13 protein-coding genes and 1 rRNA gene are annotated in these 14,962 nt (G+C 59.6%); 8 read left to right on the top strand and 6 right to left on the bottom strand.

Annotated elements, in window-relative coordinates; translation table 11 throughout:
* The 5 genes from AB5Z05_RS10190 to pepQ all read right to left on the bottom strand — a co-directional run.
* Positions 1-83: ribosomal RNA gene (locus tag AB5Z05_RS10190) — 16S ribosomal RNA — on the bottom strand; the annotation flags it as partial.
* Positions 84-550: 467 nt separating this feature from the next.
* Positions 551-1,075 (bottom strand): menaquinone-dependent protoporphyrinogen IX dehydrogenase, encoded by a 525-nt coding sequence (hemG, locus tag AB5Z05_RS10185; RefSeq protein WP_005339483.1) that lies wholly within the window; start codon positions 1,073-1,075, stop codon positions 551-553.
* Between the two features lie 7 nt (positions 1,076-1,082).
* Positions 1,083-2,540: a TrkH family potassium uptake protein gene (locus tag AB5Z05_RS10180; RefSeq protein WP_005339482.1), complete on the bottom strand. Its 1,458-nt coding sequence runs from the start codon at positions 2,538-2,540 to the stop codon at positions 1,083-1,085.
* Between the two features lie 36 nt (positions 2,541-2,576).
* The gene (locus tag AB5Z05_RS10175; protein WP_040069890.1) at positions 2,577-3,194 is read right to left on the bottom strand and encodes a YigZ family protein; all 618 of its coding nucleotides are present in this window, start codon (positions 3,192-3,194) and stop codon (positions 2,577-2,579) included.
* Positions 3,194-4,516, bottom strand: a complete 1,323-nt coding sequence (pepQ, locus tag AB5Z05_RS10170; RefSeq protein ID WP_335838068.1) for a Xaa-Pro dipeptidase — start codon at positions 4,514-4,516, stop codon at positions 3,194-3,196. Before pepQ ends, AB5Z05_RS10175 begins: the two co-directional genes overlap by 1 nt.
* Before the next feature lie 191 nt (positions 4,517-4,707).
* Between pepQ and AB5Z05_RS10165 the strand changes: the two genes are divergently transcribed.
* From AB5Z05_RS10165 to AB5Z05_RS10140, 6 genes are all read left to right on the top strand, one after another.
* Entirely contained in the window at positions 4,708-6,645 is a 1,938-nt protein-coding gene (locus AB5Z05_RS10165; protein WP_335838067.1) for an acetoacetate--CoA ligase, read from the top strand.
* A 204-nt stretch (positions 6,646-6,849) separates the two neighbouring features.
* Entirely contained in the window at positions 6,850-8,997 is a 2,148-nt protein-coding gene (gene fadB / locus AB5Z05_RS10160) for a fatty acid oxidation complex subunit alpha FadB (protein WP_368151359.1), read from the top strand.
* The gene (gene fadA, locus AB5Z05_RS10155; RefSeq protein WP_204787810.1) at positions 8,998-10,182 is read left to right on the top strand and encodes an acetyl-CoA C-acyltransferase FadA; all 1,185 of its coding nucleotides are present in this window, start codon (positions 8,998-9,000) and stop codon (positions 10,180-10,182) included.
* 278 nt (positions 10,183-10,460) lie between these two features.
* Positions 10,461-11,183: a response regulator gene (locus AB5Z05_RS10150; protein WP_005339475.1), complete on the top strand. Its 723-nt coding sequence runs from the start codon at positions 10,461-10,463 to the stop codon at positions 11,181-11,183.
* On the top strand, positions 11,180-12,625 hold the full coding sequence (locus tag AB5Z05_RS10145; RefSeq protein ID WP_005339474.1) for an ATP-binding protein: 1,446 nt from the start codon (positions 11,180-11,182) through the stop codon (positions 12,623-12,625). The genes AB5Z05_RS10150 and AB5Z05_RS10145 overlap by 4 nt, the downstream gene beginning before the upstream one ends.
* Positions 12,626-12,629: 4 nt before the next feature.
* On the top strand, positions 12,630-13,868 hold the full coding sequence (locus AB5Z05_RS10140; RefSeq protein WP_368151357.1) for an ABC transporter substrate-binding protein: 1,239 nt from the start codon (positions 12,630-12,632) through the stop codon (positions 13,866-13,868).
* Positions 13,869-13,943: 75 nt separating this feature from the next.
* On the opposite strand, the gene AB5Z05_RS10135 is transcribed toward AB5Z05_RS10140, so the two are convergent.
* The gene (locus tag AB5Z05_RS10135; RefSeq protein ID WP_005339471.1) at positions 13,944-14,135 is read right to left on the bottom strand and encodes a hypothetical protein; all 192 of its coding nucleotides are present in this window, start codon (positions 14,133-14,135) and stop codon (positions 13,944-13,946) included.
* A 169-nt stretch (positions 14,136-14,304) separates the two neighbouring features.
* On the opposite strand from AB5Z05_RS10135, the gene tusA reads away from it, so the two are divergent.
* On the top strand, positions 14,305-14,550 hold the full coding sequence (tusA, locus tag AB5Z05_RS10130) for a sulfurtransferase TusA (RefSeq protein WP_005342448.1): 246 nt from the start codon (positions 14,305-14,307) through the stop codon (positions 14,548-14,550).
* 21 nt (positions 14,551-14,571) lie between these two features.
* Positions 14,572-14,919, top strand: coding sequence for a RidA family protein (locus AB5Z05_RS10125; RefSeq protein ID WP_021229265.1), 348 nt, complete (start codon positions 14,572-14,574; stop codon positions 14,917-14,919).
* Positions 14,920-14,962 lie beyond the last annotated feature (43 nt).

Below are 14,962 nucleotides of genomic sequence, written 5' to 3'. Positions count from 1 at the left end.
CTACTTTCCCGCTGCCGCTCGACTTGCATGTGTTAGGCCTGCCGCCAGCGTTCAATCTGAGCCATGATCAAACTCTTCAATTTAAGTTTGGTTGCTTCGAAAAGCGGCTCAATGAATTGCTGAAATAAACTGTTCGACTTCTTATTGCTAAGAAATCGTCTTGGTCACTTCACCAGACATTGAAAATCAAAAATTGTTTTTGATGTTCGATGCTGTGAGTGCCCACACAGATTGCTTGATTCAAATTGTTAAAGAGCGTCACGCTTGTCGCGTTGAGGAAGCGCATATTACGCTTCTCACCTCGAAAGTCAAGCGATTGTTTTCGCTTTTCTTTCGGCGCCCACTTCGCTAGGAAGCTGGCTCAGCAGTTTGGCGTGTTCCGCCGTGCTGGTAGGGGCGCATTATAGGGAGCCGCGCCGGGATGACAAGAGGAAAACTGCAAAAAAATGGCACTTTTTACAGTTTTCCAGTTCAACCGTTGTTTTATTAAACAAAAGCCCCGCATCGGCGGGGCTGTTTCGGGCAGAAACCCTGAATTCACATCACGCTGCTACCTTTTTGACCAGAATTCGCGTGCAAAGCTGCGCACCTTTTCCCAATCGGTAAATTCAATGTCCTTACTGGTGTCTGTACTGCCACCGGTAATCTTCATGATCAGCTGGATGATGCGCGTCTGCCACCAGTTATAGCGGGAGTACTGCAGCGCACCGGCAAACACACCCAAGGTTTTCGGCTTCCAGGGAGAGAGGCGCAGGAACTTCTTCATATAGGCATTGGTTTGCGGCGTCTGCTTCTCTGGCTTGCGGGCCGTAAGGTTGACACAGAAGAAGGCCGCATTGGCCACCTCCAGCTGCTCCTGATGAGCGTGAATAAAGCTGAACAGGCTGGGGTGGAAGTTGCCATAACGAATGGAGGCGCCGATCAAGACCTTGGCATATTTGCTGAGGTTGCACATCGGCAAGGTGTGCAGGTCGTGCATCACCACTTCGCATCCCGGCATCTGCTCCAGCATGACATCGACTATTTTGCGGGTTTGGCCATCCCGAGAGGAATAAAGCACCAGAATCTTGTCCATAACAACCTCAACTACGCCAGAATGCAGGAGTAAACAGTACCAGAAGCGTGAAAATTTCCAATCGGCCAAACAACATAGCCAACACCAGTACCCACTGGGCCGCTGGCGAGATATTGCCGAAGTTGGCTGATACCTCTCCCAAACCCGGACCTACGTTGGTGAAAGCCGCAGCCACAGCGGTGAATGCGGTCACTTCGTTCAGCCCCGTCATCAGCAACAGCAGCATGAACATAAAGAAGAGAATAATATAGGTGGCGAAGTAGCCCCACACCGCCTCGACGATGCGCTCGGGCACCGCCCTATTCCCCAGCTTCAAGGTATAGATGGCTCTGGGGTGAACCAACCGCTTCAACTCGCGCATCCCCTGCATGAACAGGATCATGAAACGCATCACCTTGATGCCGCCGCCAGTACTGCCCGCGCAACAGCCGATAAAGGCGGAGAACATCAGCAGCATGGGCAGGAACGAGGGCCAGTCGGCATAGGTCGTGGTGCTGTAGCCGGTGGTGGTCCCCAGAGAGACCGCCTGGAAAAGACCGTGGTTGAGCGCCTCTTGCCAGGTGGCGTAATGTCCGTGGGTCAGCAAGGCGACAAAGCAGATCATCACCAGGGTCGCCTGGATGGCCAGAAACACCTTGAGTTCAGAATCGTAAAGGTAGCGACCGAGCCGCACCGGACGGTGAGAGAAGACGGTAAAGTGGAGCGCAAAGTTCACGCTGGCCAGCAGCAGGAACACCACGGTAATCAGGTTGATGACCGGACTGTTGAAGAAACCGATGCTGGCATCATGAGTGGAGAAGCCACCGACCGACAGAGTCGAGAACGAATGGCAGACCGCATCGAACAGCGTCATCCCGGCGAGCCAGTAGGCCAGCGCACAGAGCGCGGTCAGCAGCAGATAGATGAACCAGAGCGCCTTGGCCGTTTCGGCGATGCGCGGCGTCACCTTGGTATCCTTTACCGGCCCCGGGATCTCGGCACGATAGAGCTGCATGCCCCCGATACCCAGCAGTGGCAGAATGGCCACCGCCAGTACGATGATCCCCATCCCCCCCAGCCACTGCAGCAGCTGGCGGTAGAACAGAAACGCCTTGGGCAGATTATCGAGCCCGGTCAATACCGTTGCGCCAGTGGTGGTCAGGCCGGAAAAAGATTCGAAGAAGGCCTCCGAGACCGACATATCCGGCACATCGCTCATGATGAAGGGCACCGCCCCCACACTGCCCAGCACAGTCCAGAACAGCACCACAATCAGAAAGCCCTCTTTCGAACGCATCTCCTTCTTGTGATAGCGATTGGGAAACCAGAGCACCACGCCGAGCAGCAGGGCGATCAGAAAAGAGCTGACGAACTCGGCACCACCACCATCCCGATAGCCAAAGGCCACCAGTGCAGGCAACAGCATGGTCGAGCTGAACAGCGCAACCAGCAGGCCAACAATGCGAATAATGCTCAGAATGTGCATTACAGCTCCCTTTCCCCAATTAAAGAGCGATGGATTCTAGCCATCTAAGGGACTGAGGGATACCCGCCCATGAGTCCGGTCGGTCAATTCACGGTCCACCTGAGCCCAAACCGAGGACTCCCACGCCACCTGCAAGGTGACCTGCTGACCGTAATCGGCCGCCAGCAATTCGCCATTATGGCTGCTGATCAGCGACTCGACCGTCCCCATGTCACCGTAATCGCAGTGAATGAGAGAGGGAGTTCGTGGCACCTTGAGCAGGGTGGGCAGTTGCTTGAGGGCGGCACCGACGCCGCCTCCATAGGCTTTGACCAGTCCACCGGTGCCAAGCTGGATGCCGCCGTAGTAACGCACCACCACGGCGCAGATTTCACCGAGCCCCGACCCCATCAACTGGGCCAGGATCGGTTTGCCCGCGGTACCGGAAGGTTCGCCGTCATCGCTGAAGCCATAAACCTGACTATCTTGCGGCGCACCAGCCACAAAGGCCCAGCAGTGGTGGCGAGCGGCCGGATGTTGGCGCTTGATCTCGTTAACCCACCCCTTGGCCGCCTCGACGGTCGGGGTGTGGGCGATCAGGGTAATGAAGCGGCTCTTCTTTATCTCTTCGGTCAACTCCAGCGGGGCAGCCGGAATGGAGTACGCAGCAGCCATCAGAGTCCTGCTTGTCTGGTCATGTTCTCCACCCCGTTGGCGTGCAGCACCACGTTGTCTTCGATGCGGATGCCGCCGAACGGACGCAGCGCCTCCACCTTGTTCCAGTTGACCCGTTTGCCCTGTTCGCCCTGACGCAGCGGCTCCAGCAGGCTGTCGATGAAGTAGAGTCCCGGCTCGATGGTGAACACCTGATCCACCTCCATCACCCGGGTGCAACGCAGATAGGGGAACAGCTCGGGCGCCGCCAGGTGGGTGCCGCGCTCATCCTGCATGAAACCACCCGCATCGTGCACCTGCAAACCGAGGAAGTGGCCGAGGCCGTGAGGGAAGAACACATTGGTCACCCCGGTGTTGATCATCTCGTCTACCGACATATCCACCAGCTCGGTCGCTTGCAGCAGGCGCGCCAGCTTGTGATGCATCTGCAGGTGCAGCTCGCTGTAGCGACGACCCGGTTTGATCTCCTTGATGATCTCCTGCTGCTGCTCGTCGAGGGCTGCAATCAGATCGGCAAACTCGCCGCGCCGCCACGCCCAGGTGCGGGTGATGTCGGAGGCATAACCGTGAAAATCGACGCCGGCATCGATCAGGAAGGAGTGGCGCTCCGCATCCGGCACCCGCAAGGCAGACAAATGGGTGTAGTGAAGGATGGCCGCGTTGCGGTTGATGGCGACGATATTGCCGTAGGGCGCCTCATTGGCCCCCTGCCCGACCGCCTTCATGTAGGCCAGATTAATCTCGAACTCGCTCGCCCCCGCCATAAAGGAGTCCTTGGCGGCGATATGGCCGCGCACCCCGATCCGGTTCGCCTCACGCAGGCACTCCAGCTCGTAGGGGGTTTTGTAGGCGCGGTGATAGTGCAGGTAGTTGAGTACCGCCTCCGGATTGGGCTGGGTCAGCCCCAGCAGATCGGCCACTTCCAGATGCCCCCCCAGATAGGCCCACTCCTGCTTGTTGGCAGGTAGATGATCAGCCACCTGTTCCGGCCGGGTCAGGAAGCGGATATCGAAGAACTCGACCCAGAAAGCATTGGGCAGCTCCGCCACCTTGTGCCAGAAATCCACTGGACGATAGAACAGCAGGATTGGTTTGTTCACCCCGTCCACCAGCAGCCAGCAGTGGGGATTGTCCAGCACCGGCAACCAGGCCTTGAAGTGGGGGTTTACCTTGAACGGATAATCCTGATCATCGAGGAAGATGCGGTGAGTCTGGCCGGAGTGGATGGCCAATCCGCTGAGCCCCTGTTGTTGCAGAATGTCGCGGGTGCGCTGCTGCAAGGTATCGAGGTGCTGGGCAAAAAGTTGGCTGTAGCTGCTCATGGCGTCCTGCTCCGAGGTGAATGTGATTGCAGCATAACATCAAGCGCTTGGCGGCTCGACCCGTCAAGCTGCAGCTTCGTGAGGTAACGCATACGTTACAAACGTGTTTGTTATCAACACAAAACCAATCATTAACAAATCAAAAACAATTCAATACACTGCCGGTAGATACATGAAGTCAGGGATTACTCATGGACAACCTCTGCCTGTGGCAACCGGATCCGCTCGGGATGCAGCAATCCAACCTCTACCGTTTTATGGCGGAGGTGAACCGTTTCCACGGCTTGCAGTTGCAGAACTATCCGCAGCTTTATCAATGGTCGGTGGAGAAGACCACCCGTTTCTGGCCGCTGGTATGGCAGCACTGCGGCGTCAAGGGCGAGCTCGGCAACATAGTGGCGGAGAACCGTCAGGATATGCAGCGCACCCGCTGGTTCCCCGACAGCCGCCTCAACTTCGCCGAAAACCTGCTGCGCCGCCAGGACGAGAGCCCGGCCATCATCTCCCGCATCGAAGGGGGTCCAAGCCGTACTCTTAGCTGGGGTGAACTGAGTGAGCAGGTGGCACGGCTGGCTCAGTGGCTGCGTCATCAGGGGATTGGGCGTGGCGATGTGGTCGCCGCCTATCTGCCCAATATTCCGGAAACCGTGGTTGCCATGCTGGCAACCACCAGCCTCGGGGCGATCTGGACCTCCACCAGCCCCGACTTTGGCGAGGCCAGCGTGGTAGAGCGCTTCGGCCAGACCCGGCCGCGAGTGCTGTTTGCGGTGGATGGCTATCGCTACAACGGCAAAGCTATCGACATTCAACAGAAGGTCGCCAGCGTGGTGAGCCAGATCGGCAGCATAGAGCAGACGGTGATGATCCCCCTGCTCGGCAACCCGCTGCAGCTTGGTCATGACTGGCAGCAAGTGCTGGCGAGCCAGTCGGACGCCAGCCTCCAGTTCGAGCCCATGGCTTTCAACGACCCGCTCTACATCCTCTACTCCTCCGGCACCACCGGCAAACCCAAGTGCATCGTGCACGGCATCGGCGGCACCCTGCTGCAACACCTGAAAGAACACCAGCTGCACTGCGACATCAAACCGGGGGAGCGGATCTTCTACTTCACCACCTGCGGCTGGATGATGTGGAACTGGCTGGTGAGCGCCCTCGCCTCCGGCGCAACTCTGGTGCTCTACGATGGCTCGCCATTTTACCCGGACGGCAACGTGCTGTGGGATCTCGCCCGCGATGAGCAGGTCAGCTTGTTCGGCACTTCGGCCAAGTATCTCGATGCGTTGCACAAACAAGGCTATGCCCCTATCAAGACCCACGATTTGCCGCACTTGCGGCTGATCTGCAGCACCGGCTCTGTGCTGTCGCCGGAAGGATTCGACTACGTCTACCAGCAGATAAAGCAGGATGTGCAGCTCAGCTCCATCTCAGGCGGCACCGACATCTGCTCCTGCTTCGTCATCGGCAACCCGCTCAGCCCCGTCTATCGCGGCGAGAGCCAGGGGCGTGGCCTCGGTCTCGCGGTGCAGGTGTTCAACGAAGCGGGCCAGCCGGTGCAGGGGGAGAAGGGCGAACTGGTCTGTACCAAGCCGTTCCCGGCCCAACCCATTTACTTCTGGGGTGACGAGAATGGCGACAAGTACCACGCGGCCTACTTCGAGCGGTTCGACAACATCTGGTGCCACGGCGACTGGATCGAGCTGACCCCGACCGGCGGCATTCTGTTCTACGGCCGCTCCGACGCCACCCTCAACCCGGGCGGCGTGCGCATCGGCACCAGCGAGATCTACCGCTATGTCGAACAGCTCGACGAAGTGGAAGAGAGCATCGTCATCGGCCAGCAGTGGCAGCAGGACGAGCGGGTGGTGCTGTTCGTCAAGCTCAAGGCGGGTTGCAAGCTTGATGAGCCGCTGCGCGAGCGGATCCGCCAGCAAATAAAGCAACATTGCACCGCCCGCCACGTGCCCGCCCGCATCCTGCAGGTGGATGCCATCCCCCGCACCAAGTCCGGCAAGATCGTCGAACTGGCGGTTCGCGAAGTGGTACACAACCGGCCGGTCAACAATACCCATGCCCTCGCCGATCCCGAGGTGCTGAACCAGTATCGCAACCGGCCGGAACTGGCCAGTTGATAACAAACTCACATCCATCCGGGGCGCCACAAGGCGCCTCTCTTTCGCCTGTTTTGTGATGAAGAGCTTTTACTCGAGATCTGTTAAACAAATGTTTTAAATAGGTGTTGAAAATGTCTCCTTTTGGATCAATAGTGAGCCTCGCCCCCTGCTGGGGATTAAGGAGCACCACTCCCCACTGAGTGGGAACAAGGAGACACTCTCATGATCTACCAAGGCGAAACCCTGTCGGTCAGCTACCTCGAAAACGGCATCGCCGAGCTGAGGTTTGATGCCCCGGGTTCAGTCAACAAGCTGGATCGCGCTACCCTGCTCTCCCTGAGCGAAGCGATCGCCGCATTACAACAAGAACGTGAACTAAAAGGTCTGATCCTCACCTCTGGCAAAGACGCCTTTATCGTCGGAGCCGACATTACCGAATTCCTCGAACTGTTCGATCTGCCGCAGGACGATCTGCTCGGCTGGCTGAAAAAGGCCAACGACATCTTCAATGCCATCGAAGATCTGCCGGTTCCGACCCTCTCCGCCATCAAGGGACACGCTCTGGGCGGCGGCTGCGAGACCATTCTCTCCACCGACTTCCGTCTGGCTGACACCACAGCCAAAATCGGCCTGCCCGAGACCAAACTCGGCATCATGCCGGGCTTTGGCGGCACCGTCCGCCTGCCGCGGGTGATCGGCGCTGACAACGCACTGGAGTGGATCACCACCGGCAAGGATTACCGTGCCGATGACGCCCTCAAGGTGGGTGCCATCGATGCCGTGGTCGCCCCCGACGCGCTGCAGAGCGCTGCGCTGCAGATGATCAAAGACGCCATCGCGGGCAAGCTGGACTGGCAGAGCCGTCGCGCCGCCAAAAAAGCCCCGCTGCGCCTCTCCAAACTGGAAGCCATGATGAGCTTCACCACCGCCGCCGGCATGGTTGCCGCCGTGGCGGGCAAACACTATCCGGCGCCGATGACTGCGGTGAAAACCGTCGAAGCCGCCGCAGGTATGGGCCGTGACGAGGCGCTGGTCGTTGAAGCACAGGGCTTTATCAAGCTGGCCAAAACCGACGTGGCCAAGGCACTGGTCGGTATCTTCCTGAACGATCAGCACATCAAGGCACTGGCCAAGAAGGCTGCCAAGCAGGCGAGCAAGGCCACCAGCCACGCCGCCGTACTGGGTGCTGGCATCATGGGGGGCGGCATCGCCTACCAGTCTGCCAGCAAGGGCATTCCGGCGGTGATGAAGGACATCAACGAGAAGGCGCTAGCACTTGGCATGGGCGAAGCCACCAAGCTGCTCAACGGCCAGCTCGAAAAGGGTCGCATCGACGGCATCAAGATGGGTCAGGTGCTCTCTGCCATTACCCCGACCCTCAGCTATGACAACGTCAAGCATGTGGACGTCGTGGTCGAAGCCGTGGTTGAAAACCCGAAAGTGAAGGCTGCCGTACTGGGCGAAGTGGAAGGGATCATTGGCGAAGACGCAGTGCTCGCCAGCAACACCTCCACCATCCCAATCTCCCTGCTGGCCAAGGGGCTGAAGCGCCCGCAGAACTTCTGCGGTATGCACTTCTTCAACCCGGTGCACCGCATGCCACTGGTGGAGATCATCCGCGGCGAGCAAACCTCCGATGAAACCATCAACCGCGTGGTGGCCTATGCCGCCGCCATGGGCAAGTCCCCGGTGGTGGTCAACGACTGCCCGGGCTTCTTCGTCAACCGCGTGCTGTTCCCCTACTTCTTCGGCTTCAACAAACTGGTTGCCGATGGCGCCGACTTTGCCGCCGTCGACAAGGTAATGGAGAAGGAGTTTGGCTGGCCCATGGGCCCCGCCTATCTGCTGGATGTGGTCGGCATCGACACCGGTCACCATGCCGGTGACGTGATGGCGCAAGGCTTCCCGGCGCGGATGAGCAAGGAAGGCCGCACCGCCATCGACGTGATGTACGAAGTGAACCGCTTCGGTCAGAAGAACGGCAAGGGCTTCTACGCCTACGAGCAGGACAAGAAGGGCAAGCCGAAGAAGGTGGCTGACGCAGCCAGCTACGAGCTGCTGGCCCCCATCGCCAAGCCGAAACAGGATTTCGACAAGGAAGCCATCATCGCCCGCATGATGATCCCGATGATCAACGAGGTGGTGCTCTGTCTGGAAGAGGGCATTGTCGCCACGCCAGCCGAAGCCGACATCGCACTGGTCTACGGTCTGGGCTTCCCTCCCTTCCGCGGCGGCGTGTTCCGCTATCTGGACACTATCGGTCTGGATCGCTACGTGGCCATGGCCGACCAGTATGCCGACTTGGGCCCGCTCTACCGCGTCAGCGACCGCTTACGCGAGATGGCCGCCCAGGGCAAAACCTTCTACTGATTGCGGAAAGGAGATCCATTCATGAAAGACGTAGTCATTGTCGACTGTATCCGGACCCCGATGGGCCGGTCCAAGGGCGGCGCCTTCCGCAACGTGCGTGCAGAAGATCTGTCCGCGCACCTGATGAAATCCATCCTGCTGCGCAACCCCAACCTCGACCCGAACGAGATCGAGGATATCTACTGGGGCTGCGTGCAGCAGACCCTGGAGCAGGGCTTCAACATCGCCCGCAACGCCGCGCTGCTGGCCGGCATTCCGAAGCAGGTAGGGGCGGTTACCGTCAACCGCCTGTGTGGCTCCTCCATGCAGGCGCTGCACGACGCCTCCCGCGCCATTCAGGTAGGTGATGGGGATATCTTCATCATCGGCGGCGTCGAGCACATGGGTCACGTACCGATGAGCCACGGCGTCGACTTCCACCCCGGCATGGCCAAGTCGGTGGCGAAAGCCTCCGGCATGATGGGACTGACCGCCGAGATGCTCGGCAAGCTGCACGGCATCAGCCGCCAGCAGCAGGACGAGTTTGCCGCCCGCTCCCATCGCCGTGCCCACGCGGCAACCGTGGAAGGACGTTTTGCCAAGGAGATCGTCGGGCTGGAAGGCCATGACGCCAGCGGCGCCCGCTTCTTCTACGACTACGACGAGGTGATCCGCCCGGAGACCACGGTAGAAACCCTGAGCCAGCTGCGCCCGGTGTTTGATCCGGTCAACGGCACCGTCACCGCCGGCAGCTCCTCGGCCCTGTCCGATGGCGCCGCCGCCATGCTGGTGATGAGCGCGGATCGCGCCAAGGCCCTCGGCCTCACGCCGCGCGCCAGGGTACGTGCCATGGCCATCGCTGGCTGTGACGCCGCCATCATGGGTTACGGCCCGGTGCCGGCAACCCAGAAGGCGCTCAAACGTGCCGGGCTGACTGTCGGTGATATCGACCTGTTCGAGCTGAACGAGGCGTTTGCCGCCCAGTCCCTGCCCTGCGTGAAGGATCTGGGTCTGCAGGATCTGGTGGACGAGAAGGTAAACCTGAACGGTGGCGCTATTGCGCTGGGTCACCCCCTCGGCTGCTCCGGCGCCCGCATCTCCACCACCCTCATCAATCTGATGGAGGAGAAGGATGCCACCCTGGGGGTTGCCACCATGTGTATCGGTCTGGGCCAGGGCATCGCCACCGTGTTTGAACGGGTGTGATAACCAGCCGGATCGACCAGATGCACTACTGAGAGTTGTCCCTTTTCGGGGCCAGTCTGACTGGCCCCTTTTCAAGTCTGTGACGATCGCCACACGGGGTGCTCGTCAGTGGTCAGAAGCTGTCTGTTGGCCGTCCCGTTTGGGTCGGCCTTTTTTCGTTTTAATCTTATCAATAGGCTGTTATTGCCTTAAACCTCACATTAGATAGGGGGCTTGCTTGCTTTTTACTCCCCCGACAGGTTCAATCTGCACAAAAAAATGGGTGGATGCACATACATATGTCAATGAGCAAACAACTGCTGATCGTCGATGACGACCAAGAGATCCGCGAGCTGCTCAATGAGTACCTGACCCGGGCGGGCTTTCAGGTATTGACGGCGGCGGAGGGCAACGAGATGCGTCAGCAACTCGCCCAGCACAGCCCGGACCTGATTATTCTGGACATCATGATGCCCGGCGAGGACGGTTTTACCCTCTGCCAGCAGATCCGTCGTGACTCCCAGGTGCCCATCATCATGCTGACCGCCGCCTCCGACGAAGCGGATCGGGTGATCGGTCTGGAACTGGGCGCCGACGACTATATCGCCAAGCCGTTCAGCCCCCGTGAACTGCAGGCCCGCATCAAGGCGCTGCTGCGCCGCGCCGAATTCCGCCAGCCGGAAAAAGAGAAAGAGCCGAGCCGCCGCCTGCGTTTTGCCGAGTGGACCCTCGACACTCTGAGCCACCAGCTGACCCATGACGATGGCAGCCTGCTGGATCTCTCCGGTAGCGACGCCATGCTGCTCGGCATGTTCCTGCAACAGCCCGGCGTGGTGCTGGATCGGGACACCATCTCGGATGCCACCCGCGGCCGCGAAAGCCTGCCGATGGAGCGCGGCATCGACGTACAGATCAGCCGTCTGCGCCAGAAGCTGGGCGACAACGGCAAGAGCCCGCGCATCATCAAAACCATCCGCGGTAGCGGCTACATGCTGATCGCCGAGGTGCACGAGCTGCCATGAGCAACAAGTGGTCCTGGGGGGCGCTGGTGCCCCGCTCCCTGTTGTCACGGATGATCCTGCTGCTGTTGCTGGCCATCCTGCTCTCCCAGACCATTCTGACCGGCATCTGGATGCAGCAGATCCAGAAGCGGGAACTGGAGGGGATGCTCAGCACCACCCGCAACCTCGCCATGTCTGCCGCCTCCACCGTCAACTTCTTCAAATCCCTGCCGCTGCAGTATCGCCATATCGCGCTGGACCAGTTGCGCAACATGGGGGGCAGCCGCTTCTTCGTCTCGCTCAACGAGGAAGAGATCCACATCAACGCCATCCCCGACAGCGAGCGCAAGACGCAGGTGCTGGAGGAGGTTCAGGGAGTGCTGACCCGCAAGCTCTCCGACGCCATGGCGATCAAGGTTGACTTCTCCCGCCCCGACGACCTTCACGTCTTCAACAACGACACCTTGCTGGCGGATCTCCCCTCCTCCTGGGCCCGCTACACACTGTCGCTGGAGCCGCTCAATCCGCCGGTGCTGGTGACCCAGATCGAGATTGAAAAGGGGGAGTGGCTCTATCTGGCGGCCCTGCTGCCCGCTCCCTACATGACGCTGGATGACACCGTCATGCCAAGCAACCAGGTGCGTTTCATCGCCCTGATGACGGTGTTCCTCTGCTTCTTCACCTTTATGCTGGTGCGCTGGCAGACCCGCCCGCTACGCCGTCTCGCCAAGGCGGCGGTGAATCTGGGCAAAGATATCGACCAACCTTCGCTCAAGGAGGAAGGAGCATCGGAAATCGTGGCGGCGACCCGCGCCTTCAACATCATGCAGCACCGCATTCGTCGTTATATCGACGATAGAGAGCGGCTGTTCAGCTCCATCTCCCACGACCTCAAGACCCCCATCACCCGGCTGCGGCTGCGGGTCGAACTGCTCGATGACGAGGTGCAAATCGCCAAGTTCAACAAGGATCTCGACGAGCTGGAGCTGATGGTGAAAGGGGCGCTGCAGACGGTCAAAGAGACCGACATTCACGAGAATATCGAGGAGATCGACATCAACGCCCTGCTTGAGCAGATGGCGGAGTCGATGAACCTGCACGACGAGCGGCTGACCATCGAAGGGCACTGCAAGTGGCCCTATCGCGGCAAGCTGCTGGCGCTCAAGCGCTGCATCGGCAATCTGGTGGACAACGGCATCAAATATGGCCAGCGGGTGCGCATCATCATCATGGATGACGAGGAGATGCTGATCCTCTTCATCATGGATGAGGGCCCCGGCCTGCCGGACGATCAGTTCGAGCGCATCTTCGAACCCTATTACCGGCTCAGCACGGATCAGGCCGGCACCGGCCTCGGCCTAGGCATCGCCCGCAACATTGCCCACGCCCACGGCGGCGATCTGGTGCTGGAAAATCGTCCGCAAGGTGGCCTGCAGGCCACGCTCTCCCTACCAAGGCAGTAACCTTATGAAGTGGTTGTCTTTTTCTGTCATCGCCCTGCTCTCTGCTCCCGTTGCCGCCTCCCAGGTGGAGGTGCTGCACTGGTGGACATCCGGCGGCGAAGCGAAAGCGGTCGAAGTGCTCAAATCCGAGTGGACCAAACAGGGCAACCAGTGGAACGACTTTGCAGTGCAGGGCGGCGGCGGCAAGAGTGCCATGACGGTATTGAAGAGCCGGGCACTGGCCGCCAACCCGCCAGAAGCGGCCCACCTCAAGGGCTACGAGCTCAAGGAGTGGGCCGGGCTCGGCTTCCTGCGCGATCTCACCCCCATGGCCGAACACCTCGGCTGGTACGGTCAGATGCCGCCCATGGTGCGTGCCACCCTCAGCCAGAATGGCGCCCTGATGGCGGTGCCCACCGGTATCCACCGGGTCAACTGGCTGTGGCTCAACCGCAAGGTGTTCGAGCGCAACAAGCTGACTCCGCCCACCGACTGGGCCCAGTTTGTCATCGTCGCCGACCAGCTTAAAAAACGGGGCATCACTCCGCTCGCCATCGGCAACGAGCCCTGGCAGCTGGCAGTGTTGTTTGAAACGGTGGCGCTCGGTGAGGGGGGTAAAGAATTCTATCGCAAGGCGTTCCTCGAGCAGGACAGCGCCACCCTGACCGGCCCCGACATGGTGCGGGTGTTGACCCGCTTCCAGCAGCTGCGCGCCTACGTGCCGCAAAAATACGCCGGTCTGAAGTGGCATCAGGCCACCAATCTGCTGGAGAGCGGTGGCGCCGCCATGCAGGTGATGGGGGACTGGGTGAAGGGGGAGCTGAGCGCGGGCAACTACCGGCCGGGTGAGGATATCGCCTGTCTGCCGAGCCCGGGCAGCGCCGGACTGTTCAGCTACAACCTCGACTCCATCGCCATGTTCAAACAGCGGGATCCGGCCCAGTTGCAGGCGCAGGGGGATCTGGCCCAGCTGCTGATGACGCCACAATTCCAGGAGGAGTTCAATCGGGTGAAGGGGTCTATTCCGGCGCTGACCAATCCCGACATGAGCAAGTTCGACCGCTGCGCCGTCCGCTCCTATCAGGATTTCCTGCTGGCGGAAAAGCAGGACAACCTGCTGCCCAGCATGGCGGAAGGGATGGCGACGCCGACCAATATGCGGCAGGCGATCCTCGATGTGCTGAGCAACTTCTTCAACGACCCCAAGGCCAACCCGGAGCAGACGGCGCTGCATCTGGAACGGGCGATGCGCTCGACCCGCTGATCCGGGCACATTGCCAAACGGCAGAAATGACAAAGGCGGAATTGCTCCGCCTTTGTTGTTGAATCGTCATCCGATTCAGGATTGATCGTTCTCGTCCTCATCCTCGTCATAGTAATCGCTGAGCTCGATCCAGAGCCCCAACCCGACCATCACCATGGAGCCGAACCAGGTACCGGTATTCCCGATCGGGCTACCCATCACTATCATGGCGAAGGACAAGAACCCCATGCCTGCATAGGCTTGTAATCTGCCGTAGGAGACCTGCATATTCACCTCCTTGTTGAATATGGTTCAATTTTTATATTACTCGTCCGGCGCAAGCTGGATAGGGCCGAATAACATTTCGGTTACATATGCTGGTTAATGGGGCGTTTGTTTGATTATTTTTTAGCCCTGAGTATCATTGGCAGCCGAATAGGTTGAAGGTTGATAATAGATGAGTGATTTATTCTGCGACGCAACTCATGAGTTGGACGCAATCGGGCTTCGTTGCCCGGAACCCGTTATGATGGTTCGCAAGAAAGTGCGGCTGATGGCGGATGGCGAGACCCTGCTGGTCAGCGCCGATGATCCTTCAACCACCCGCGACATCCCCAGTTTCTGCCGCTTTATGGATCACACCCTGGTCGCCAGCGAGACAGAGCAGGCCCCCTACCGCTACCTGATCCGCAAGGGTCAATAAGCCCCCGTACCGGAGCACTCCATGACAACCATTACCCGAATCGGCACCACCCAGCGTTGGTCTGACGTGGTCATCCACAATGGCACCCTCTACGTGGTGGAAGTGCCCGTCAGCGAAGAGGCCGACATCCACCAGCAGACCCGCGAAGTGCTGGCGAGCCTGCAACGCCTGCTGGAAGCCAACGGCTCCGGCGTAGACAAAATTCTGATGGCCAATATCTATCTCAAAGACATTGGTGACATCGCGGCCTTCAACGAGCAGTGGGATGCCTGGATTCCGGCTGGCACCGCCCCCGTGCGCGCCTGTGTACAAGCCCGCTTAGCCCATGAAGGCTACAAGGTGGAAGTGCAGCTGACTGCGGCAGTCTAAGAGGCGCTTATCCCCCTCATCCCCGCCCCTTCTCCCACGAGGG

Origin of the sequence: Aeromonas sp. R2-4 (genome assembly GCF_040908365.1) — a bacterium.
GTDB classification, from domain to species: domain Bacteria; phylum Pseudomonadota; class Gammaproteobacteria; order Enterobacterales; family Aeromonadaceae; genus Aeromonas; species Aeromonas veronii.
The sequence above is the reverse complement of the archived record's forward strand: the minus strand, read 5'-3'. Positions and strand labels throughout refer to the sequence as shown.

What these genes read in the sequence shown, in the direction of transcription:
- hemG (WP_005339483.1), bottom strand. Translation starts at nt 1,075, where the DNA reads ATGGACAAGATTCTGGTGCTTTATTCCTCTCGGGATGGCCAAACCCGC.
- AB5Z05_RS10140 (WP_368151357.1), top strand. Translation starts at nt 12,630, where the DNA reads ATGAAGTGGTTGTCTTTTTCTGTCATCGCCCTGCTCTCTGCTCCCGTT.
- AB5Z05_RS10180 (WP_005339482.1), bottom strand. Translation starts at nt 2,540, where the DNA reads ATGCACATTCTGAGCATTATTCGCATTGTTGGCCTGCTGGTTGCGCTG.
- fadB (WP_368151359.1), top strand. Translation starts at nt 6,850, where the DNA reads ATGATCTACCAAGGCGAAACCCTGTCGGTCAGCTACCTCGAAAACGGC.
- AB5Z05_RS10135 (WP_005339471.1), bottom strand. Translation starts at nt 14,135, where the DNA reads ATGCAGGTCTCCTACGGCAGATTACAAGCCTATGCAGGCATGGGGTTC.
- AB5Z05_RS10150 (WP_005339475.1), top strand. Translation starts at nt 10,461, where the DNA reads ATGTCAATGAGCAAACAACTGCTGATCGTCGATGACGACCAAGAGATC.
- AB5Z05_RS10165 (WP_335838067.1), top strand. Translation starts at nt 4,708, where the DNA reads ATGGACAACCTCTGCCTGTGGCAACCGGATCCGCTCGGGATGCAGCAA.
- AB5Z05_RS10125 (WP_021229265.1), top strand. Translation starts at nt 14,572, where the DNA reads ATGACAACCATTACCCGAATCGGCACCACCCAGCGTTGGTCTGACGTG.
- pepQ (WP_335838068.1), bottom strand. Translation starts at nt 4,516, where the DNA reads ATGAGCAGCTACAGCCAACTTTTTGCCCAGCACCTCGATACCTTGCAG.
- AB5Z05_RS10175 (WP_040069890.1), bottom strand. Translation starts at nt 3,194, where the DNA reads ATGGCTGCTGCGTACTCCATTCCGGCTGCCCCGCTGGAGTTGACCGAA.
- tusA (WP_005342448.1), top strand. Translation starts at nt 14,305, where the DNA reads ATGAGTGATTTATTCTGCGACGCAACTCATGAGTTGGACGCAATCGGG.
- AB5Z05_RS10145 (WP_005339474.1), top strand. Translation starts at nt 11,180, where the DNA reads ATGAGCAACAAGTGGTCCTGGGGGGCGCTGGTGCCCCGCTCCCTGTTG.